Origin of the sequence: Nocardioides cavernae, assembly GCF_016907475.1 — a bacterium.
Taxonomy (GTDB): Bacteria; Actinomycetota; Actinomycetes; order Propionibacteriales; family Nocardioidaceae; genus Nocardioides; species Nocardioides cavernae.
In genome coordinates this window covers 588,094-607,667 of the sequence record NZ_JAFBCA010000001.1, presented here as the reverse complement: position 1 = coordinate 607,667, position 19,574 = coordinate 588,094, and the positions used below count along the sequence as shown (strand labels likewise).

Below are 19,574 nucleotides of genomic sequence, written 5' to 3'. Positions count from 1 at the left end.
GCAACGTCCGATGGAGACGACAGGAGAGTCGCTGATGACGACGGAGCATGCAGTCCCTGGCGCCGCGAGCCCGACGATCGATCCGGTCAGCTCCGACACGGCACAGGTCGCCCAGGCGTTCGGCGTCGTCCCCGAGACAGGCCTCTCCGCACAGGAGGCGACGGCGCGGCTGGAGTCGATGGGCGCGAACCGACTCTCGGAGACCGCCAAGGAGTCCGGCCTGAAGGCCTTCCTGCGGCAGTACCAGGACTTCATGCAGGTCATCCTCCTGGTGGCGGCCGCCGTCAACCAGATCGTGACGCAGGAGACCGGGACCACGGTGCTGCTGGCCGGCCTGACCGTGTTCAACGCCGTGATCGGGCTCCGCCAGGAGTCCAAGGCTGAGGAGAGCGTCAAGGCGCTGGCCCAGATGATGAAGACGATCGCGCGGGTACGCCGCGACGGCCAGGCCGTCGAGATCGACGCCCAGGACCTGGTGCCCGGCGACGTCGTGCTCGTGGAGGCGGGCAACCTGATCCCGGCCGACGGACGGATCTACCTGGCGGCGACGCTGGAGATCGAGGAGGCGGCGCTGACCGGCGAGAGCCTGCCCGTCGGGAAGTCGGTCGAACCCGTCCTGGGCGAGGACGTTCCGCTCGGCGACCGAACCTGCATGGCGTACATGAACACCTCCGTCACCCGCGGGCGCGGCGAGATGATCGTGACGGCCACGGGCATGAAGACCGAGATCGGCCACATCGCCAACATGCTCGCCAGCGCCGAGACCAGCAAGACGCCGCTGCAGAAGCAGCTCGACTCGCTGTCCAAGATCATCGCGAGCATCGCCGGGGTGGCGCTGCTCCTGGTCCTGATGCTGGGGCTCGCACGTGGCGAGTCGTTCGACGCCCTCTTCGTCACCGGCGTCGCGCTCGCGGTGGCCGCCATCCCGACCGGGCTCCCGGCCGTGGTGACCGCCCTGTTGTCGATGGGCACCCGGGAGATCGCGAACCGCCACGCCATCGTCAAGCGGCTGCCGGCGGTGGAGACGCTGGGCTCGACGTCCGCGATCTGCTCGGACAAGACCGGCACGCTGACCCTCAACAAGATGACCGCCCGGCAGCTGCTCATCCCCGGCCAGAACCGCTACACGGTCTCGGGTGAGGGCTACAGCACGGTCGGCGAGTTCACCCACGTCGGCGGCCAGAACCACGACCTCGACCCCTACCTCCTGCCGATGGTGCTGTGTGCGGACGCGGTGCTCGACGGGGAGAGCCTGATCGGCGACCCGACCGAGGGTGCGCTGATCGTGCTGGGCGCGAAGGGCGGGCTGGACATCGCCGGGACCCGGTCCGCGCTGCCACGGGTCGCCGAGGTGCCGTTCGACTCCGACTACAAGTTCATGGCGACGTTCCACGAGATGACGGCGGACGACGGCCGCCCCGTCGTCCGCTGCTACGTCAAGGGCGCACCCGACGTGCTGATCGCACGCGCGACCACCTTCCGGAGCCCCGACGGGACACTGGTGCCGATCACCCCGGACAACCAGCACCTCGCCCTCGAGGCGAACGACAACATCGCGAACGCCGGCGAGCGCGTCATGGTGGTCGCCCAGCGCGACCTCGACCCGCAGGTCCTCCAGGCCGGGGGCGACCTGATCGACCACGTCCACGACCTCACCCTGCTCGCGATGGTCGGCATCGTCGACCCGCCGCGGGCCGAGGCGAAGGCCGCCATCGCGGAGTGCCGCGACGCCGGGATCCGGGTGCGGATGATCACCGGCGACCACGCCACCACCGCGGCCGCCATCGCGACCGAGCTGGGGATCCCGGGCCGGGCGGTGACGGGCCACGAGTTCGCGTCGATGACCGACGACGAGCTGCTCGGTCAGCTGGACGACATCGGCGTCATCGCGCGGGTGGCGCCGGAGGACAAGGTCCGCCTCGTGACCCTGCTCAAGCGCATGGACAACGTGGTCGCGATGACCGGTGACGGCGTCAACGACGCGCCGGCCCTGAAGACCGCGGACATCGGCGTCGCCATGGGCATCACCGGCACCGAGGTCTCCAAGCAGGCCGCCGTGATGATCCTGACGGACGACAACTTCGCCACCATCGTCGGCGCGGTCTCCTACGGCCGGACGCTCTACGACAACCTGCTGAAGTACCTGCGGTTCCAGATGTCCACCCTGGTGGCCTACATCGCCGTCTTCCTCGCTGCCGGTGTCCTCGACATCGCCAACGGCTCACCCCTGAACCCGCTGCAGATCCTGTGGCTCAACATGGTCGTCGACATCCCGCTCGCGATCGCCCTCGGGTTCGACCAACCGGCACGCGGCCTGATGGCCCGCCCGCCGCGCCCCGTGGGAGCCCCGGTCCTCTCGCGCGCGAACTGGATCCGTCTGTGCATCCAGGGTGCCGTGATGACGATCGGCGCGCTGGTGGCCTACCAGATCGGCGACGCCCAGGAGGGCGCCGTGGTCGCCGCGACGATGCTGCTCACCACGCTGTCGCTGTTCCACCTCGCGGGGGCGCTGCTGAGCCGCGACCAGGTGAACACGATCTTCGACCGGGACACCCTCCCGGCCGTGACGCAGCTGCGGCGCTACGGGATCGCGCTCCTGGCGATCATCCTCGTCACGAGCATCGACTTCCTGCAGCGCCTCTTCGGCACCACCGGCCTGACCTTCGCCCAGTGGTGCATCTGCACCGGTCTCGCCGCCTCGCTCATCGTCGTCGACGAGCTGATCAAGCTCATCGGCCGACGTCGCCAGCCGGCCCTCGACGTCCTCCCGATCCCGGCGGCCCCCGCCCACGCGTGAGGTACGGGATGCCGGGGCGGCGGGGTCCGTCCGCGTGCGACGCTGGTCGCGCGGCACCGGACGGGATATAGGGGACGAGTGACCGTCAGCGGAACAGGTCAGCGGTGATCTGCTCGCCCTCGGCGATGTCGCGGACCGCGCGACCTGTGAGCCCGGCCGTCGACGACACGGCGCCCTCCACCATCTCGGCGCCCAGCACGGCATCCAAGTCGAAGCGACCGGCCGCCTGGGCGTCGGCCAGCGACTCGCCGGCCTCGATCAGGTCGGCCGCCACCACGACGAAGTGCATGCCGTCCGAGGCCGGTGACGCGGACTCGGCGGCGGTGGGTGAGGGAGAGGTGCCGTACGGCGTCGGCACGGCGTGCTGGTTGAAGCCGTCCGGCACCCCGTCCTCGAAGGAGGAGTACGGCACCACCGGCGCCAGGAGTGACGGCACGCTCAGCACGACCAGACCGTGCTCGTCGACGCAGGTTGTCGTCAATGGCGGCTGGCGACCCAAGGAGAACGGTGGGGCGTCGAGGTCGACCGCTCGACCCTCGAGGCGAGCGTGCTGACGGGCACGGCCTCCGGTGACCAGACAGTCAAGCGGGCCGGCCGGCGAGTCGACGACGGCCACGGAGGCACTGTCGGGATCGATCCGGCGCAGCTCGTCCGCGGCGACCGTCCCGGCCTGCACGATCGTTCCCGCGGTGAACACCAGAGTGTCGAGGCCGTTGTTGAACAGGTGCGGTGCACCGCCGCTCTCGCGGTCCTCGCCGACCTCTGTGCACGAGTCGTCGGCGAGTGAGCAGAGGACGAACGGGCCGATGTCGAGCAGCTCCTCGCCTGCGTCACGCGGGTCGAGGTGGAGCTCGTAGCCGCTGGTCCAGGCACCGCCGATCGTGACCCGGACGTGCTGAGCGGTCCGGGCGATCTGCAGGTCCATCGTCGGTACCGTCACGGTGTAGGCCGCGCCGGCGAGGTCGGCAACGCGTCGGCTCAGGTCGTCGACGTCGGTCGCCGTGGCGGGGCGCACCCAACGGTAGGACGGCTGCCACGTGCCGTAGTCAGCAGCCGTCGCGCGAGCAGGCTCGGAGTCCTGCGCAGCCGCAGCCGGCTCGTGGACCATGTCGGGTCCCGTGGGCTCGTTCTCGCACGCGGACGCCATGCCTGACAGGCACACGACCAGCGCCACCGCGAGCAGGCCTGACCTTCTCGAACCCCCGTTCATCCGCCCAGTGAAGCAGCGGCAGACGGGATGTGCCGCCGCAATCGGCATACTCGGCCGCGTGACCGACCGAGCACCCCACCCCTCCGCCGCCGGCCTGGCCGAGCCGTTGCGGTCGCGCTGGAGCCCGAGCGTGTACGACGACGCGCACCGGTTGAGCAGCACCGAGGTCGAGACCCTTCTGCGTGCGGCCCAGTGGGCACCGAGCAAGGGCAACACCCAGCCCTGGGCGTTCTTCGTGTGCGTCCCGGGCACCCACCAGCACGACCGGCTCGTCGCGACCCTGAGCCGCGGCAACGCCGGCTGGGTGCCGCGCGCCTCGGTCGTGTTCGTCACCACCGCCCAGGTGCGCGAGAGCGACGACCCGGACGCGCCGTCGTACAGCGACCACGCCCTCTACGACGTCGGCCAGGCCGCGGCCCACCTGACCCTGCAGGCAGGGGCGATGGGCCTGCACGCCCACCAGTTCGCCGGCTTCGACCACGACGCGCTCGCCGAGGCGCTCCGCGTGCCCGCCACCCACCGGGTGCTCACCGGCATCGCGGTCGGGGTGCCGGGCGACCCCGCCGACGTCGACGAGCGCACCGCCGCCCGCGACCGTCGTGACCGCGCGCGCCGGCCACTGGACGAATGGGTGTTCGGGGAGCGGTTCGGCGATCCGTTCGTGCCGGCGCCGCTGGCAGACTCTGGGGCATGACCTCTCTCTCCGACTTCTCGGCCGCCGCGATCGACGGCACCGACACCGCTCTCGCGCAGTACGACGGCAAGGTCGTGCTGGTGGTCAACACCGCCTCGCAGTGCGGGTTCACCGGCCAGTACAAGGGCCTGCAGCAGCTGCAGGACAGCTACGCCGACCAGGGCCTGGTCGTCCTCGGCTTCCCGTGCGACCAGTTCGGCAACCAGGAGCCGGGCGACGAGGCGGAGATCTCCGACTTCTGCGAGCGCAACTTCGGCGTCACGTTCCCGCTGTTCTCCAAGGTCGACGTCAACGGTGACGACGCGCACCCGCTCTTCGAGTGGCTCAAGGACTCCAAGGGCGGCCTGCTCGGCAACAAGATCAAGTGGAACTTCACCAAGTTCCTCGTCGGCCGCGACGGCCAGGTCATCGACCGCTACGCGCCACAGACCGAGCCCGAGAAGCTGTCCGACGACATCGAGAAGGCGCTGTGACCCGGGCCGGCGTCCTCGCCGCGGCGGTCGTCGCCGCGGTGGTGGCGTCGGCAGCACCCGCGGGAGCGGGTCCCGTGACGGCGCCGGGGGCGCCTGCTCGACCAGCGATGACGAGTGCCGACGTCGTCGTCGGCACCGGCACGCCCGCGTCGTGCACCTCGCGCGCGGTCGTACGCGCCGTGGCCAGGGGCGGCGTGATCGGCTTCGACTGCGGTCCGTCCCCCGTCACCATCGCCATGAAGAAGACGGCCAAGGTGGTCAACACCTCCGCGCGCGTCGTCCTCGACGGCGGCGGCACGGTGACCCTGAGCGGCGAGGGCCAGCGGCGGATCCTCTACATGAACACCTGCGACAAGGCCCAGGTCTGGACGACGTCGCACTGCAACGACCAGGCCGAGCCTCGTCTCGTGCTGAAGCGGCTGCGCCTCGTCCGCGGCAACAGCACCGGAGAGACTGCGGACGGCGGCGGTGGCGGCGCGGTCTTCGTGCGCGGCGGCCGGCTCACGATCGCCGACTCGACCTTCGCCGACAACCGCTGCGACCGCACCGGCCCCGACGTGGGCGGAGCCGCCGTCCGGGTGCTCGACCAGCACCGCGACCGCCCCGTCGTCGTACGCCGCTCCACGTTCACCGGCGGCCGGTGCAGCAACGGCTCGGCGCTGAGCAGCATCGGCGTCTCGTGGCGGATCACCGGGTCGACGTTCACGGGCAACCGCGCGATCGGACGCGGCGCCAACCCGGCGCGACCCGGCACCCCCGGTGGCGGCTCGGGCGGCGCGATCTACCTGGACGGCGACGACATCCATCTGACCGTGGAGGACTCCACGATCACCGGCAACCGCGCTCGCGAGGGCGGCGGCGCGATCTTCTTCGTCTCCAACGACCGCACCGGCACCCTCACCATCGACGGCTCGCGGCTGACCGACAACCCGAGTGACGGCTTCGAGACGATCCCGGGGATCTTCTTCCTCGGGGCCAGCCGGACGATCACCGACTCCGTGGTGCGCTAGGGCGAAGGTGGAGCCGACCGAGGACGCGAAGTGGCTGGTCGTCGACGGCCGGCGCTGGCGGCGTACGGACCCGGCGATCCCGGCGGACGCCCTCGCGCGGCTGACGTCGCACCTGGGTCGCGGCCGGTCGGGCGTGCGCACGGCGTCCTCCGAGGCCGAGCTCGAGGCCACCCGGCACCGGACCCAGCTGGCCAAGGTCGGGCTCGGCGAGCGGGGCACGCCTTGGTGGGAGCAGACCGACGCCCAGCGCACGGAGCGCTGGGAGTCGGCGTTGGCGGAGCTGGACGCGCTGGACGATGACGGCTAGCTGAGCGAGGGCGCGTCGGGCCCGACGCGCTCGGCCAGCCACTGCGCGACCTGCTCCTCCGAGGGCGCGAGCCCGTCGCTGATGACGTGGGGCGCGACGCGGGAGAAGTAGTCGGTGACGAGGTTGTCCGACTCCCGCACGAGCATCCCGGCGGCCTCGCCGTCGACGATCCACGAGCCGAGCACCACGCGGTTGCCCTCGAAGCTCGGCAGGTCGGTGTAGGCCTGGTAGACCCAGCCCTCGGCGCCGTAACCGCCGGGCATCACGACGTCCTCGAGGGTGTCGTCGAGGTGGATGCGAATGTTGTCGCCCTCACGTCCGTGCAGCGGCTTGGCGACCCAGCGCTCGAGGTCGCGCGGCTCGTCGAAGTACGCCGGCAGCAGCAGCCGGTGCCGCGGGAACAGCTCCCAGAGCACCGGCAGCAGCGCCTTGGTGCTGAGCAGCGCCTTCCATGCCGGCTCGATCCACCGCGTCGGGCGCGACTCCTGCTGGTCGACGACGTGGCGACCGAACGGCTCGGCCAGCATCTCCTCCCAGGCGTAGAGCTTGAAGGCGTTGCGCAGCGGCTCGTCGTGGACGTCGCGGTAGTCGCGGGTCTCGGGGTTCCAGCCGACCTCGGCCATCGGGTGCGCCATCGTGATCCAGCCGGCCTGCACGGCGGTGTCCATCAGGTAGTGGACGGTCATCTCCATCTCGCCGCCGTCGTAGGAGTCCTCCTCGCCCAGGTCGTAGAGGAAGTGCATCCGGTCGCCGTCGAAGTGCCCGGACCGCCGCAGCTTGCGCCACCCGGCGACCAGCCGGTCGTGGACGGAGTTCCACTGGTCCATCTCCGGCATCACGTCCTCCATCCAGTTCCACTGGACGATCCCGGTCTCCACGAGGCCGGTGGGGGTGTCGCCGTTGATCTCGAGCATCTTGATCGACCCGTCGGCGCCGTACGCCAGGTCGAAGCGGGCGTAGAGCGCCGGGTCGTCGGCCTCGATCGAGCGTCGTACGACGCCCAGCGAGCCGGGCGGGAGCCCGAGCCGCTCGTCGGTCATCGTCGTCGCCATCTGGGTGACGGCCTGCAGGCACATCGCCCACAGCTCCTCGGTGGCGGCCTCGAGCGCCTCCACCTCCTCCATGGTCACCTCGTACCAGGCGTCCTCGTTCCAGTAGGGCAGCTCGGAGCCGTCGGGCATCTTGGTGGTCGGGAAGACCAGCCCCTGCTCGACGACGGTGTCGCGCCAGCCCTCACGCGACCGCGACCGGTGCCGCCACATCTCCTCGACCCCGGCCCGATCAGGCGATGCTGGCGCACACGATGGCGCCGACGGAGAGGGCGACCGCCGCGGCGACCTGGGCGAGGGGGCGTACGGGCCCGGGTGCGGTGACGATCTGGCGCAGGTCGCCCGGGGTGATCGCCTCGACGGCGAAGAACATGAGGGTGTTGAGCGCGATGCCGACCGCGCCGAACGCGATGGTCCACACCAGCGCCGAGCCGAGCGAGGTCTCGCCGTTGGTCCAGATGGCGGTGAAGAGCACCGCCGCGTTGGAGACCAGCCACGCGGAGGTGACCACGCCCGCGCCCTTGGAGTGGGCGTGCACCGACTCGTTGCCGTTCTCGTCGACGCCGCGGAGGTGGGTGCCGAGGTGGCCGGGCGTCGCGAGGTCCAGCACGTAGTAGGCCACCACGAGCATCGCGCCCCCGACGAGGGCGTACGCGACGGCGTGGAGGAGGGCGTCGAACAGGTCGGTCACGGGAAGTCTCCTGGAGCGGTCTGGTGCGGTGCTGGGATGGTCGGGTGCGGGACGGCGTCGGGCAGTCAGGCTCAGCCGAAGCCGCGCGAGCTGCCGCCGAAGCCACCCTTGGTGGTCGAGGACTTCACGGTCGAGCCGCCGGTCGTGGGCAGGCCACCCCGCTGCACGGTGCCGTTGAGGGTGCGGCCGTTGTAGGTGCCGCCGGTCACGGTCGAGCCGACGCCGGGGACGACCGACCTCGCGGCGAGGTAGTACCAGAAGAAGCCGGCGCCGGTCCCGTTGTAGTCGGAGTCGTCGTCGCACTGGTCGTCGGCGACGCGCTCCTCGGTCTCCGGGTCGACGCACACGGCGGCGTAGTCGGCGCTGGAGGAGCACCCGGTCAGGCTGCTGGCCATCAGCGCGGTGATGCCCAGCGAGATGCTGGTCGAGCGCATGCGACGGCGGGTGGGCGTGGTCATCGGGGTCCTCCGGGACGGTCCTGGTCGTCGCTCTTCTGCGCGAACATCGCGAGCATCTGCTCGGCGACGTCGGTGGTGGCCGCGTCGGCGGCCTGGTGCTCGGCGAGGCGCTCGGCGAGCCACTCGCGGCCGTGCTGCGCCTCGAGGGAGGCCAGGGTGAGGTGCTCGAGGCGGTCGATCCTGGCGTGGACGTCCTCGAGGACCGTCGCGACCGCGAGCGACTCCTTGTCGAAGACCAGGTTGGCGATCACGTGACCGATTGCGATCGGCACCAGCACGAGCATCGACACGATGAGGATCGCGCCGACCGCTCGGCCGGCGCTCGAGGACGGGTAGAAGTCGCCGTAGCCGACGGTCGAGCCGGTCACGATGCCCCACCACAGTCCTTCGATCGGGCCCTTGTCCTCGAGCACGGCATAGGTGAACGAGCACACGAGCCAGATGCCCAGCACCACCAGCACCAGCAGGTGGGGGGCGTTGACCAGTCCGCGCACCGGGCGCGCGACGAAGCCGATGCGACGTGCGATCGCCGTCTCGGCGCTGTCGACGGTCTGGTCCGTCCTGCCCTCGTCTGCGGCCACCTCGGCCATGGCGCACCCCCCGTGCTGTCGCGGTGACTATAGGGGTTCGCCGGCGAGCCGGGACCACGCGCGCGAGCGGCGTCGTCGGCTACGCGGCGACGAGGTCGGCGTACTCGGGGTGCTTCTTGATGTACGACGCCACGTAGGGGCAGTCGGGGCGGACGGTCAACCCGCGCGAGCGGGCGTCGTCGAGCGCCGAGCGGGCGAGCGTCGAGGCGTGGCCCTGACCGCTGAAGGCGGACGGCACCTCGGTGTGGATCAGCCGGATCACGTCGCCGTGGAGGCGGTAGACGATGAAGCCGACGAGCTGGCCGCCGGATCGCAGCTCGTAGCGGTGGTTGTCGGGAACGTCGATGAACTCTGTGTCCACAACCTGAGCCTAGTCGCAGGTGACTTGCCCGTAACCCTGCCCGGGGGGGAGGGTGCGGGCATGGCAGCAACCGCATCGTCGTACTCGATCACCATGCGGTTGTACACCGCGGCCGACCACAGCGTCGTCGGCGCCGTCGCGACCACCATCGCGAAGAACGGGGGCGTCGTCACCGCGATCGACGTCGCCGAGTCGCGCCACGACCGCCTCACCGTCGACGTGACCTGCTCGGCCGCCGACGCCAGCCACTCGCAGGAGCTCGTCGCGGCGGTGTCGGGCGTCGAGGGCGTGAAGGTGCACAAGGTCAGCGACCGCACCTTCCTGCTCCACCTCGGCGGCAAGATCGGCGTCCAGTCCAAGGTGCCGCTGCGCACCCGCGACGACCTCTCGATGGCCTACACGCCCGGCGTCGGCCGCGTGTCGATGGCGATCCACGACAACCCCGAGGACGTCCGCAAGCTCACCATCAAGGGCAACTCGGTCGCCGTCGTCACCGACGGCTCGGCCGTGCTGGGCCTCGGCAACATCGGTCCCGGCGCGGCGATGCCGGTGATGGAGGGCAAGGCAGCGCTGTTCAAGCGCTTCGCCGACATCGACGCCTGGCCGATCTGCCTGGCCAGCCAGGACACCGACGAGATCGTCAAGGCCGTCGAGATGATCGCGCCCGGCTTCGGCGGCATCAACCTCGAGGACATTGCCGCCCCGCGCTGCTTCGAGATCGAGGCCCGGCTGCGCGAGTCGCTCGACATCCCGGTCTTCCACGACGACCAGCACGGCACCGCGATCGTGGTGCTCGCCGCGCTCACCAACGCGCTGCGCTGCGTGGAGAAGCAGCTCGCCGAGGTGCGGATCGTCGTCTCCGGCGCCGGCGCCGCCGGCACCGCCATCGTCACGCTGCTCCTCGCGGCGGGCGCAAAGGACGTCGTCGTCGTCGACCGCGAGGGCGCCCTCGCCGCCGGTGACGACTCACTGTCCACCGCCCACGCCGAGCTGGCCGCCGCGACCAACCCGCGCCTGGCAACCGGGTCGCTGCGCGAGGTGCTCGTCGACGCCGACGTGTTCGTCGGCGTGTCCGCCCCCGGCATCCTCGACCCCGAGTGGATCCCGACCATGGCGCCCAAGCCGGTCGTCTTCGCCCTCGCGAACCCCGACCCGGAGGTCGACCCGGCCGAGGCCGACAAGTACGCCGCCGTGGTGGCCTCGGGCCGTTCCGACTACCCCAACCAGATCAACAACGTGCTGGCCTTCCCCGGCGTCTTCCGGGGCCTCCTCGACGCCGGAGCCTCCGAGGTGACCGTCGACATGCTGCTGCGCGCCGCCCAGGCGATCGCCGACACCGTGAGCGCCGAGGAGCTGCACGCGGCGTTCATCATCCCCAGCGTGTTCCACCCTGACGTGACCAAGCGCGTGGCGTCGGCGATCAGCGGCCGCGAGGGCTGAGTGGTTGGCGCCCGCACTGGGCGTCACGCGGCGGTCGACGCCGTACGGCTGAGTGACACGACGCCGTACTTGGAGGGCGAGTCGCGCACTGGTAGGCCGTTGCAACCGCCTCCAGGTGACGGAGTCCCCGCACGAGCGGGGACTCCGACAGCCGGCGAGGGCTGAGCCCGACCCGCGCCGGGGCTCAGGTGGGCCCCACCTTCCGCGGCCACCAGAACTTGTCGCCGAGGGTGAGCGCGAGCGCCGGGACCAGCACCGTGCGGACGACGAGCGTATCGAGCAGCACGCCGACGAAGATGATCGCGCCGAGCTGGGCGAGCACCACGAGCGGCAGCACGCCGAGCACGGCGAAGACCGCGGCGAGCACGATGCCGGCGCTGGTGATGACGCCGCCGGTGGCGGTCAGCGCGCGGAGCATGCCGGTGCGGGTGCCGTGCTCGCGCGCCTCCTCCCGGGCCCGGGTGACGAGGAAGATGTTGTAGTCGACGCCGAGCGCGACGAGGAACAGGAACGCCAGCAGCGGCACCCCGGTGTCCATCGCCTCGAAGCCGAACACCGTCTGGAAGAGCCACCACGACGCGCCCATGCTCGCGGCGTACGTCGCCACGACCGTCCCGACGAGCAGCAGGGGGGCCACGATCGAGCGCAGCAGCAGGAGCAGCGCGCCGAGCACCAGCAGCAGGATGAGCGGCAGGATCAGCTTCCGGTCGCTCGCGGCGTACTCCTCGGCATCGAGGGCCTCGGCATCACCGCCGCCGACGTGGGTGTCGTCGAAGTCGGCCACCGCGTCGCGGACGTCGAGCACGACGGCCTGCGCGCCGTCGCTGCCTGGGGCGGCGTCGGGCACGGCGTCGATGCGGCCGACGCCGTTGCCGGTGCTGGTGACGCGCGCGGAGTCGACACCGTCGACCTCCTCCACCGCGGCGAGGACCTTCTCGGGCTCGTCACGGGTGATGACCTGGACCGGGTCGCTGGTGCCGGCGGGGAAGGACTCGCCCAGCCGTTCTGCCGCCGAGATCGCCTCCGGGCGCTCGAGGAACTGGTCGGCGGGGTCGAGCCCGGTCGTGATGGACGTCGCGCCGGTGGCCAGGATCGCCAGGCCGGCGACCGTGGCGACGACGAAGGTGCGCGGCCGGCGGGAGACGGCGCTGCCGACGCGCTGCCACACGCCGCGCGAGTCGACCAGGACCGCGTCGCCGACGTGCGGCACGCGCGGCCAGAACACCCACCGGCCGAACAGCACCAGTGCCGCCGGCAGCACGACGAGGGCGAACGTCGCGGCGATCAGCACGCCGACGGCGCACGCCAGGCCCAGCCCGCGGGTGGTCGGGACCGCCGAGAGCAGCAGGGTGAGCAGGCCCAGCACGACGGTCGTGGCGCTGGACAGCACCGCCTCGAAGGTCCGGCCGAGCGCGTGCGCCATCGCCTCGTGGCGCGACTCGGTGGTCTTGAGCTCGTCGCGGTAGCGCGAGATCAGCAACAGCGCGTAGTCGGTGCCGGCACCGAAGACGAGCACGCTGAGGATGCCGACGGTCGACTCGTCCCACGCGACGTTGACCGCCTCGAGCACATTGGTCGACACGATCGCGGCGAAGCGGTCGGCGACGCCGACGACCGCCAGCGGGACCAGCCACAGCACGGGGCTCCGGTAGGTGATGATCAGCAGGATCGCCACGACCAGGGCCGTCGCGGCCAGCAGCCGGATGTCCGCCCCGTCGAAGACCTGCCCGATATCGGCCTGGATGGCCGCAGGGCCGGTCACCTGGACCTCCACGCCGTCGGGCGCGTCCTCGCGCAGCTGGTCGCGCAGCTCCTCGACCTTGTCGATGTTGTCGGTGCTGGAGGCGGAGACGACGGGTACGGCGACGATCGCCGCGGTCGTGTCCTCGGACACCACGACGGGGGACTGCTGCCCCTCGCCGCCACCGGGCGGTCCGCCCTGCGACCCGCCCGGCTGCCCGGCCGCGCCGTCCGGGGCGTCGGTCGCACCCTGTCCGTCCGCCTCCCCGCCCGACTGCGACAGCAGGGCTGCCCCCTGCTGGGTCAGCTCGTCCTGAGTCGCCTGGTCGAGCTCGCCGGACTCGGCGGTCCACAGCACGATGGCGACCTGGCCCTCGTCGTCGGGCAGCTGCTCCTCGAGCTCGACCGCCAGGGTGCTGTCGGCGCCGGCGGGCAGCGAGTCCAGGGCCGAGGCCTCGCGCTCGCCCTCCGGCACGAACGCGATCACGACCAGCGCGAAGAGGATCGGCACGAGGGCGAAGAACCAGGCCAGCCGGCGTCCGGCGATCGCCCGAGCAGGCGCGGGAGTGTGGTGGGAAGGCACGAGATCTCCTCGAGAAAAGATAGCTAGGGGAGGTGATTGCTAACTAAGTTACTTATCAAGTTAGCCGTAGTACCATGACAGGGCAAATGGCCGCGACGACGACGGAGGTGAGCGCCCGTGACGGACGACCAGCACCCCGTCGCGCCCCCGTCGTGGGTGGGTCGGGGCAACGAGCGGGCCCAGCCCCCGACGCTCCTCGCGCTGCGCGACCTCGTCGCGGCAGGCAGCCGGGTCAACCACGTCGTGTCACGGCGCGCCGGACTCAGCGAGTCGGAGCTGGTGGCGCTCGATCACCTCAGCCGCGAGCAGATCGGACCCGCCGAGGTCGCCAGACGGCTCGAGGTCTCGACCGCCGCGGCGACCGGCATCGTCGACCGTCTGGTCGCGCGCGGCCACGTCGAGCGTCGTCCCCACGAGCTCGACCGCAGGCGCACGCAGCTGCACATCACCGACTCGGGGCTCGGGGAGATCGTCGGCCACCTGATGCCGATGTTCCGGGCGCTCGACCGGCACGACGCGTCCTTCACCGAGGAGGAGAAGGCCGTCGTGCAGCGCTACCTCCGCGGGGCGACGGCGGCGTTCGAGCGGGTGCTGGACGACTGAGGCCGGGACGGGTCGCCTGCCGCGCCCACCCGGTCGTCGTACGGAGTCAGTCCTCGATGCCGGCCATGCGGTGCGCCACGAGCGCGGCGCCGACGATGCCGGCGCGGTTCTGCAGCGTCGCGGGCACCATCTCGGTCTCGGCCTTGATGAGGTGGCCGAACTTGTCCCAGGACTTGCTGACCCCGCCGCCGATCACGAACAGGTCGGGGGAGAACAGCCGCTCGAGGTGGCGGAAGTAGGCCGTGAGGCGCTCCGACCACTCCTCCCAGGACAGGCCCTCGCGCTCACGGGCGCTGGTCGCCGTGGTCGCTTCCGCGACGGCACCGTCGAGCTCGAGGTGACCCATCTCGGAGTTGGGCACGAGCTGGCCGTCCCAGATCATCGCCGAGCCGATGCCCGTGCCGAGCGTGATGACCATGACCAGTCCGCCCCGGCCCTTCGCGGCGCCGTACTCCGCCTCCGCGAGCCCCGCGGCGTCGGCGTCGTTGACCACGTGCACCTCACGCCCGAGGGCGGCGGTGAAGATCGCGTCGGCGTCCTCGCCGATCCATGACTTGTCGATGTTGGCCGCCGAGTGCACCACGCCCCGGCGGACGATGCCGGGAACGGTCACGCCGACGGGCCGCGTGGAGGCCGGGAAGCTGTCGATGATCTGGCCGAAGACCTCGGCGACCGCCTGCGGTGTCGCGGGTCGCGGGGTGTCGATCCGGATCCGGTCGTGCGCGAAGTCGCCGACCTCGAGGTCGACAGGGGCGCCCTTGATGCCGGTGCCGCCGAAGTCGATGCCGAAGGGGTGTTCCATGGCGCCCAACCTATCGCCAGCCGCTCGCAGGTGTGACGGGGGCAACACCCGGCGAGACGAGCCGACGCCGCGACTTGACAGAAGTCTGGGTCTTGTCAACAAGGTTTACACATCCTATGGTCATGTAAACCCAACGGCAGGAGGTCACGACGATGGCCGGCTACCCCACCCGACTCGCCCCCAGCGGCACGGTCCCCGACGGCACCACCGCGCTCTGGACCGACAGCAAGCGCTACCTCTGGCTCATCGGCCTGGTCGTGCCGAGCCTCGCGTTCGTCGCCTTCGGCGGCTACGTCGCGACCGGCTGGAGCGTGTGGTTCTGGGTGGGACCGATCGTCATCCTCGGCATCGTGCCGGCGATCGACCTCATCGCCGGGCTCGACCGATCCAACCCGCCGGACGACGTGATCGAGGCGCTCGAGCAGGACCGCTACTACCGGTGGATCACCTATCTCTTCCTGCCGATCCAGTACGCAGGCTTCCTGGGCGCCATGGCGGTGGTCAGCGGCTGGGACGTCTTCGGGCTGCTCGCCGACCAGCCGCTGTCGACGATCGACCGGGTCGGCCTGGCGGTCTCGATCGGCTGCATCGGCGGCATCGGCATCAACACCGCCCACGAGCTCGGCCACAAGAAGGAGGCCAACGAGCGCTGGCTGTCCAAGATCGCGCTGGCCCAGGTCTGCTACGGCCACTTCTACATCGAGCACAACCGCGGCCACCACGTCCGGGTCGCCACCCCCGAGGACCCCGCGAGCGCCCGGCTGGGGGAGAGCTTCTACGCGTTCTGGCCGCGCACGGTCGGCGGATCACTGAGGTCGGCGTGGCGGCTGGAGAAGCGGCGGCTCGCGCGGCGCAAGCAGTCACCGTGGCGCCTCGACAACGACGTCCTCAACGCGTGGATGATGACCCTCGTCCTCTGGGCCGCGGTGCTGGTGGCGTTCGGCATCGAGGTGCTCCCCTTCCTCGTGATCCAGGCCGTCGTCGGGTTCTCGCTCCTCGAGGTCGTCAACTACATGGAGCACTACGGGATGCTGCGGCAGAAGGTCGGCGAGGGGGACCGCGAGCGCTACGAGCGCGTCCTGCCCGGCCACAGCTGGAACTCGAACAACATCGCGACCAACGTGCTGCTCTACCACCTGCAGCGCCACAGCGACCACCACGCCAACCCGACCCGGCGCTACCAGACGCTGCGCGACTTCGAGGAGAGCCCGGTGCTGCCGACCGGCTACGCCGGGATGATCGTGCTCGCGGCCGTGCCGGCCGTCTGGCGGCGGGTGATGGACCAGCGGGTCGTCGACCACTTCGGCGGCGACGTGTCGCTCGCCAACATCAGCCCGCGCAAGCGGGAGACCTACCTCGAGCGCTACGGCGCCGGGAGTCGAGTGCGCAGCCCCGCGGGGACTGCTACCGCGCCCGCACTCGACCCGGGCACGGAGGTGCTGGCCGCGCGCTGCCCGGGTTGCGAGTACGTCTACGAGGTCGCGGTCGGGGACGAGCACGAGGGCTTCGCGGCCGGTACGGCCTGGGCGGACGTCCCCGAGGACTGGTCCTGTCCCGACTGCGGGGTCCGCGAGAAGGTCGACTTCGTCCCGTGTCCGCCCGAGCGCTCGGCGGTCTGAGCCCGGCCTGGCGTCAGACAGGCGGCGGCCTCAGCGCACGACCTCGCGCCGGTCGTCGGCGAGGCGCCGGGTGAGCCCGGCCCGGTCGAGCCGGTCGAGCAGCGGCAGCACCACCCGGCGCGAGGTGCCGAGGTCCTGACGGGCCGCGCTGGTGGTGAAGGGCTGCTCGAGCAGGGCCAGGCGGGCCGCCGCCTCCTCCGCCGCCCCCGGCAGCAGGACGAGTCCCGGGGCGACGCGCCACAGCAGGCCGGCGCGCTCGGCCGCACCGAGGGAGCGGTCGTCGAGGCCGAGCTCGCGCAGCCGGTCCGCGGTGGGAGCGGCGAACGGCGCGGCCTCCAGCTCACGACGTACGACGTCGACGGCGGCAGTCACGGCCGTCGGGAGGCCCGCCCCGGGCGATCGCACCCGCCCGCCCACGACCTGCAGCGGCGGGCGGACCAGTGGCAAGACGAGGTCCGGGCTCGGCAGGCGGAGCCGGTCGGCCAGCACGGCCAGCGGCACGTCGGGGTCGAGCGGGTGGGAGCGGGCGTGCTCCTCGACGAGGGGCACCAGGCGCTCCGTCAGCGCCCCGACGAGGGCCGGGCTCACCACCCAAGGGCCGGCCTCGAGGTGGTCGCCGGACGTCACGGGCACACCGATGCGGCGCAACCGGTCTCGGTGCGCGAGCCCGCGGCGGGCGAGCTCGTCGGCCAGGCGCGGGGTGCCGTCGGCCCCCGCGAGCTGCGCGGCACGCCGCTCGGCCGCACCCCGTCGCCGCAGTCGCGGTGGGTCGGGGTCGAGGACGTCGACGCGCCAGATCCGGCGGTCACCCGGGTCCCGCAGCAGCATCCGGTCGCCCACCCGCAGCGGCAGGGCGCGTTCGAGCGTGAGCCGGGCGATGCCGCCGCGCGGGTCGCCGAGCGGGCGGTGCCGCGCCGCGACGTCCGCGGCCCCGACGTGCAGCTGCGGGGCGAGCGGAGGACCGGCGCCGGGCCCCGGTCGGAGTCGTACGTCGACCACCTCGGTGCGGTGCCACGCGTCGGGCGTGGTCAGCACCGTCTGGCGCGCGATCCCGTCGACGTCGCCGGTGAGGTTGAGCGCGACACGGGCGGTGCCGCTCACCGCGTCGGTGTCCTGCCCGAGCGCCTGCAGCCCGCGGACGCGCACCAGCCGGTCACCGTCGGCGAGGGTGTCGCCGACCCGGACGGTGCCGGCTGGCAGCGTGCCGGTGACCACGGTGCCCGCACCCCGGACGGTGAAGCGTCGGTCCACCCAGAGGCGTACGTCGGCGTCCGGATCGGGTGGTGGCAGCGCGGCGAGCATGTCGGCGAGGGCGGAGCGGAGGTCGTCGAGCCCGGCGCCCGTGCGGCCGCTGACGGCGACGACCGGTGCACCGGCCAGGCTGGTGCGGGCCACCTCGGCCGTCGCCCGCGCCACGGTGGGCCCGGGGTCGGCGAGGTCGCTGCGCGTGACGGCGACGACCCCGTGGGCGACGCCGAGGGCGTCGAGTGCGGCGAGGTGCTCTGCCGCCTGCGGCATCCACGGGTCGTCGGCCGCGACGACCAGCAGGGCCGCCGGCACCGGGCCGATGCCGGCGAGCATGGTGGTGAGGAACCGCTCGTGGCCCGGGACGTCGACGAACGCCACCTGATCGAGGTCGCCCAGGCCGGGCCACGACGTCCAGGCGTAGCCGAGCTCGATCGTCAGCCCGCGTCGCCGCTCCTCCTCGAGCCTGTCGGGGTCGGTGCCGGTGAGGGCGCGCACCAGGGTGGACTTCCCGTGGTCGACGTGACCCGCGGTCGCGACGACGTGCATCAGGCCCGGCCCGCCCCCGCGGCGCGGCGTACGGCGTCGGCGATGGCGTCGTCCTCGGCGGGGTCGACCGCCAGCAGGTCGAGCAGCAGCCGGCCGCGCACCGTGCGACCCAGCACCGGCGGCTCGCCGTCGCGCAGCGGTGCGGCGAGGTGCTCGGGCAGCGAGACGGCCGCGCTCGCCAGCTCCACGCCGGGTGCGCCGCCGCCGCCGACGGCGCCCGCGGAGTCGACGACCTCGGCCCCGAGCGCCGCGACCAGGTCGGCGGGCCACGCCGCGACGATCGCGCGCGCCCGCGTCCGGAGGTCGTCGACCGACCGACCGAGGGCGGCCCGCACCGGGGGCACGGGTCCGACGAGGGTCGCCTCGAGGGCAGCCAGGGTGAGCTTGTCCACGCGCAGGGCTCGGGCGAAGGGGTCGCGCCGCAGCCGCTCGACCAGGCCGGCCTCGCCGAGCAGCAGCCCGGCCTGCGGGCCGCCGAGGAGCTTGTCGCCGGAGGCGGTGACGAGGTCGGCGCCCTCGCGGAGGGCCCGCCCGGCGTCGGGTTCGTCGGGCAGGCGCGGGTGCTGCTCGAGCAGCCCGGAGCCGATGTCGACCACGAGCGGGACCCGTCGCCCGGAGTGCTCGAGGCCGGCGAGCTCATGGGCCGGCACCGAGGAGGTGAAGCCGGTGACGGCGAAGTTGGAGGGGTGGACCTTGAGCACGAACGCGGTCGAGTCGTCGACCGCCGAGGCGTAGTCGGCGAGGTGCACCCGGTTGGTCGTGCCGACCTCGCGCAGCCGGGCGCCCACGGACTCCATCAGCTCGGGGATGCGGAAGCCGTCGCCGATCTCGACGAGCTCGCCGCGGGCGATGACCACGGTGTCGCGCCCGTCGTCACCGCGCGCCAGCACCCGCGTGACGAGGGCGAGGGCGGCCGCGCCGTTGTTGACGACGTGGACCGCGCCGGCGTCGGGCACGGCGGCGGCCAGGGCCTCCAGCGCGCCGCGGCCCCGTCGTCCGCGCTGCCCGGTCGCGAGGTCCAGCTCGACGTCGGTGGCCCCGGCCGCCGTCCGGATGGCCTCGACGGCGGCGCCGGACAGGGGTGCTCGGCCCAGGTTGGTGTGGACCACCACCCCGGTCGCGTTGACCACCCGCCGGAGCGTGGTGGCGGAGGCCGGGAGCGCCGCGACCGCGGCGTCGGCGACCGCCGCCGGGCCGAGCTCGCCGGCCCGGCACCGCTCCAGCGCTGCGGTGACCGCGTGCTTGACCAGGACCGGTCCCAGCCGGGTCGCGGCCGCCTGCAGGCGCTCGTCGGCGAGGACGTGGTCGGTGCGGGGCGTGGCCCGGCGCGGATCTGGCACCCACCCTCCTCGT

The 19,574-nt window shown here is 72.3% G+C and carries 18 protein-coding genes; 8 read left to right on the top strand and 10 right to left on the bottom strand.

Features of this window, described 5'->3' with window-relative positions; all coding sequences use genetic code 11:
* Positions 1-34 precede the first annotated feature (34 nt).
* Positions 35-2,797: a cation-translocating P-type ATPase gene (locus JOD65_RS02890; RefSeq protein ID WP_191193840.1), complete on the top strand. Its 2,763-nt coding sequence runs from the start codon at positions 35-37 to the stop codon at positions 2,795-2,797.
* An 85-nt stretch (positions 2,798-2,882) separates the two neighbouring features.
* Here the strand turns inward: JOD65_RS02890 and JOD65_RS02885 are convergent, their stop codons facing one another.
* Positions 2,883-4,007 (bottom strand): hypothetical protein, encoded by a 1,125-nt coding sequence (locus JOD65_RS02885; RefSeq protein WP_191193841.1) that lies wholly within the window; start codon positions 4,005-4,007, stop codon positions 2,883-2,885.
* Positions 4,008-4,065: 58 nt separating this feature from the next.
* On the opposite strand from JOD65_RS02885, the gene JOD65_RS02880 reads away from it, so the two are divergent.
* The 4 genes from JOD65_RS02880 to JOD65_RS02865 are packed head-to-tail and all read left to right on the top strand — an operon-like array spanning position 4,066 to position 6,491.
* Positions 4,066-4,701 (top strand): nitroreductase family protein, encoded by a 636-nt coding sequence (locus tag JOD65_RS02880; protein WP_191193842.1) that lies wholly within the window; start codon positions 4,066-4,068, stop codon positions 4,699-4,701.
* A complete protein-coding gene (locus tag JOD65_RS02875; RefSeq protein ID WP_191193843.1) occupies positions 4,698-5,174 on the top strand; it encodes a glutathione peroxidase in 477 nt (158 codons plus the stop codon). Before JOD65_RS02880 ends, JOD65_RS02875 begins: the two co-directional genes overlap by 4 nt.
* The gene (locus JOD65_RS02870; protein WP_204810921.1) at positions 5,171-6,184 is read left to right on the top strand and encodes a right-handed parallel beta-helix repeat-containing protein; all 1,014 of its coding nucleotides are present in this window, start codon (positions 5,171-5,173) and stop codon (positions 6,182-6,184) included. The genes JOD65_RS02875 and JOD65_RS02870 overlap by 4 nt, the downstream gene beginning before the upstream one ends.
* 7 nt (positions 6,185-6,191) lie before the next feature.
* Positions 6,192-6,491, top strand: a complete 300-nt coding sequence (locus tag JOD65_RS02865) for a biopolymer transporter Tol (protein WP_191193844.1) — start codon at positions 6,192-6,194, stop codon at positions 6,489-6,491.
* Here the strand turns inward: JOD65_RS02865 and JOD65_RS02860 are convergent.
* The 5 genes from JOD65_RS02860 to JOD65_RS02840 form a co-directional block, all read right to left on the bottom strand.
* A complete protein-coding gene (locus tag JOD65_RS02860; protein WP_191193845.1) occupies positions 6,488-7,753 on the bottom strand; it encodes a glutathionylspermidine synthase family protein in 1,266 nt (421 codons plus the stop codon). The two genes, JOD65_RS02865 and JOD65_RS02860, sit on opposite strands and share 4 nt — an antisense overlap.
* Positions 7,754-7,772: 19 nt before the next feature.
* Positions 7,773-8,231: a DUF350 domain-containing protein gene (locus tag JOD65_RS02855; protein WP_191193846.1), complete on the bottom strand. Its 459-nt coding sequence runs from the start codon at positions 8,229-8,231 to the stop codon at positions 7,773-7,775.
* A gap of 71 nt (positions 8,232-8,302) precedes the next feature.
* Positions 8,303-8,689: a hypothetical protein gene (locus tag JOD65_RS02850; protein ID WP_224747138.1), complete on the bottom strand. Its 387-nt coding sequence runs from the start codon at positions 8,687-8,689 to the stop codon at positions 8,303-8,305.
* Positions 8,686-9,279 (bottom strand): potassium channel family protein, encoded by a 594-nt coding sequence (locus JOD65_RS02845; protein ID WP_191193847.1) that lies wholly within the window; start codon positions 9,277-9,279, stop codon positions 8,686-8,688. The genes JOD65_RS02850 and JOD65_RS02845 overlap by 4 nt, the downstream gene beginning before the upstream one ends.
* 79 nt (positions 9,280-9,358) lie before the next feature.
* Positions 9,359-9,640, bottom strand: coding sequence for a GNAT family N-acetyltransferase (locus tag JOD65_RS02840; RefSeq protein ID WP_191193848.1), 282 nt, complete (start codon positions 9,638-9,640; stop codon positions 9,359-9,361).
* A gap of 60 nt (positions 9,641-9,700) precedes the next feature.
* Between JOD65_RS02840 and JOD65_RS02835 the strand changes: the two genes are divergently transcribed.
* The gene (locus tag JOD65_RS02835; RefSeq protein ID WP_191193849.1) at positions 9,701-11,080 is read left to right on the top strand and encodes an NAD-dependent malic enzyme; all 1,380 of its coding nucleotides are present in this window, start codon (positions 9,701-9,703) and stop codon (positions 11,078-11,080) included.
* A 184-nt stretch (positions 11,081-11,264) separates the two neighbouring features.
* Here the strand turns inward: JOD65_RS02835 and JOD65_RS02830 are convergent, their stop codons facing one another.
* Complete coding sequence (locus JOD65_RS02830; RefSeq protein ID WP_204810919.1) at positions 11,265-13,403, bottom strand: MMPL family transporter; 2,139 nt, start codon at positions 13,401-13,403, stop codon at positions 11,265-11,267.
* Positions 13,404-13,520: 117 nt separating this feature from the next.
* Here JOD65_RS02830 and JOD65_RS02825 point away from each other — a divergent pair, with 117 nt between their 5' ends.
* A complete protein-coding gene (locus JOD65_RS02825; RefSeq protein WP_307820894.1) occupies positions 13,521-14,006 on the top strand; it encodes a MarR family winged helix-turn-helix transcriptional regulator in 486 nt (161 codons plus the stop codon).
* 46 nt (positions 14,007-14,052) lie between these two features.
* Here JOD65_RS02825 and ppgK read toward each other — a convergent pair whose 3' ends face one another.
* Positions 14,053-14,808 carry a polyphosphate--glucose phosphotransferase gene (gene ppgK, locus JOD65_RS02820; protein WP_191193850.1) on the bottom strand — a complete coding sequence of 252 codons (756 nt, stop codon included), beginning with the start codon at positions 14,806-14,808 and terminating at the stop codon, positions 14,053-14,055.
* Between the two features lie 152 nt (positions 14,809-14,960).
* Between ppgK and JOD65_RS23570 the strand changes: the two genes are divergently transcribed.
* The gene (locus tag JOD65_RS23570; RefSeq protein ID WP_191193851.1) at positions 14,961-16,427 is read left to right on the top strand and encodes a fatty acid desaturase; all 1,467 of its coding nucleotides are present in this window, start codon (positions 14,961-14,963) and stop codon (positions 16,425-16,427) included.
* A gap of 30 nt (positions 16,428-16,457) precedes the next feature.
* Here the strand turns inward: JOD65_RS23570 and JOD65_RS02810 are convergent, their stop codons facing one another.
* Both JOD65_RS02810 and selA read right to left on the bottom strand, forming a co-directional pair.
* Positions 16,458-18,221, bottom strand: coding sequence for a selenocysteine-specific translation elongation factor (locus JOD65_RS02810; protein ID WP_191193852.1), 1,764 nt, complete (start codon positions 18,219-18,221; stop codon positions 16,458-16,460).
* Positions 18,221-19,561 carry an L-seryl-tRNA(Sec) selenium transferase gene (gene selA, locus JOD65_RS02805; RefSeq protein WP_191193853.1) on the bottom strand — a complete coding sequence of 447 codons (1,341 nt, stop codon included), beginning with the start codon at positions 19,559-19,561 and terminating at the stop codon, positions 18,221-18,223. The genes JOD65_RS02810 and selA overlap by 1 nt, the downstream gene beginning before the upstream one ends.
* Positions 19,562-19,574 lie beyond the last annotated feature (13 nt).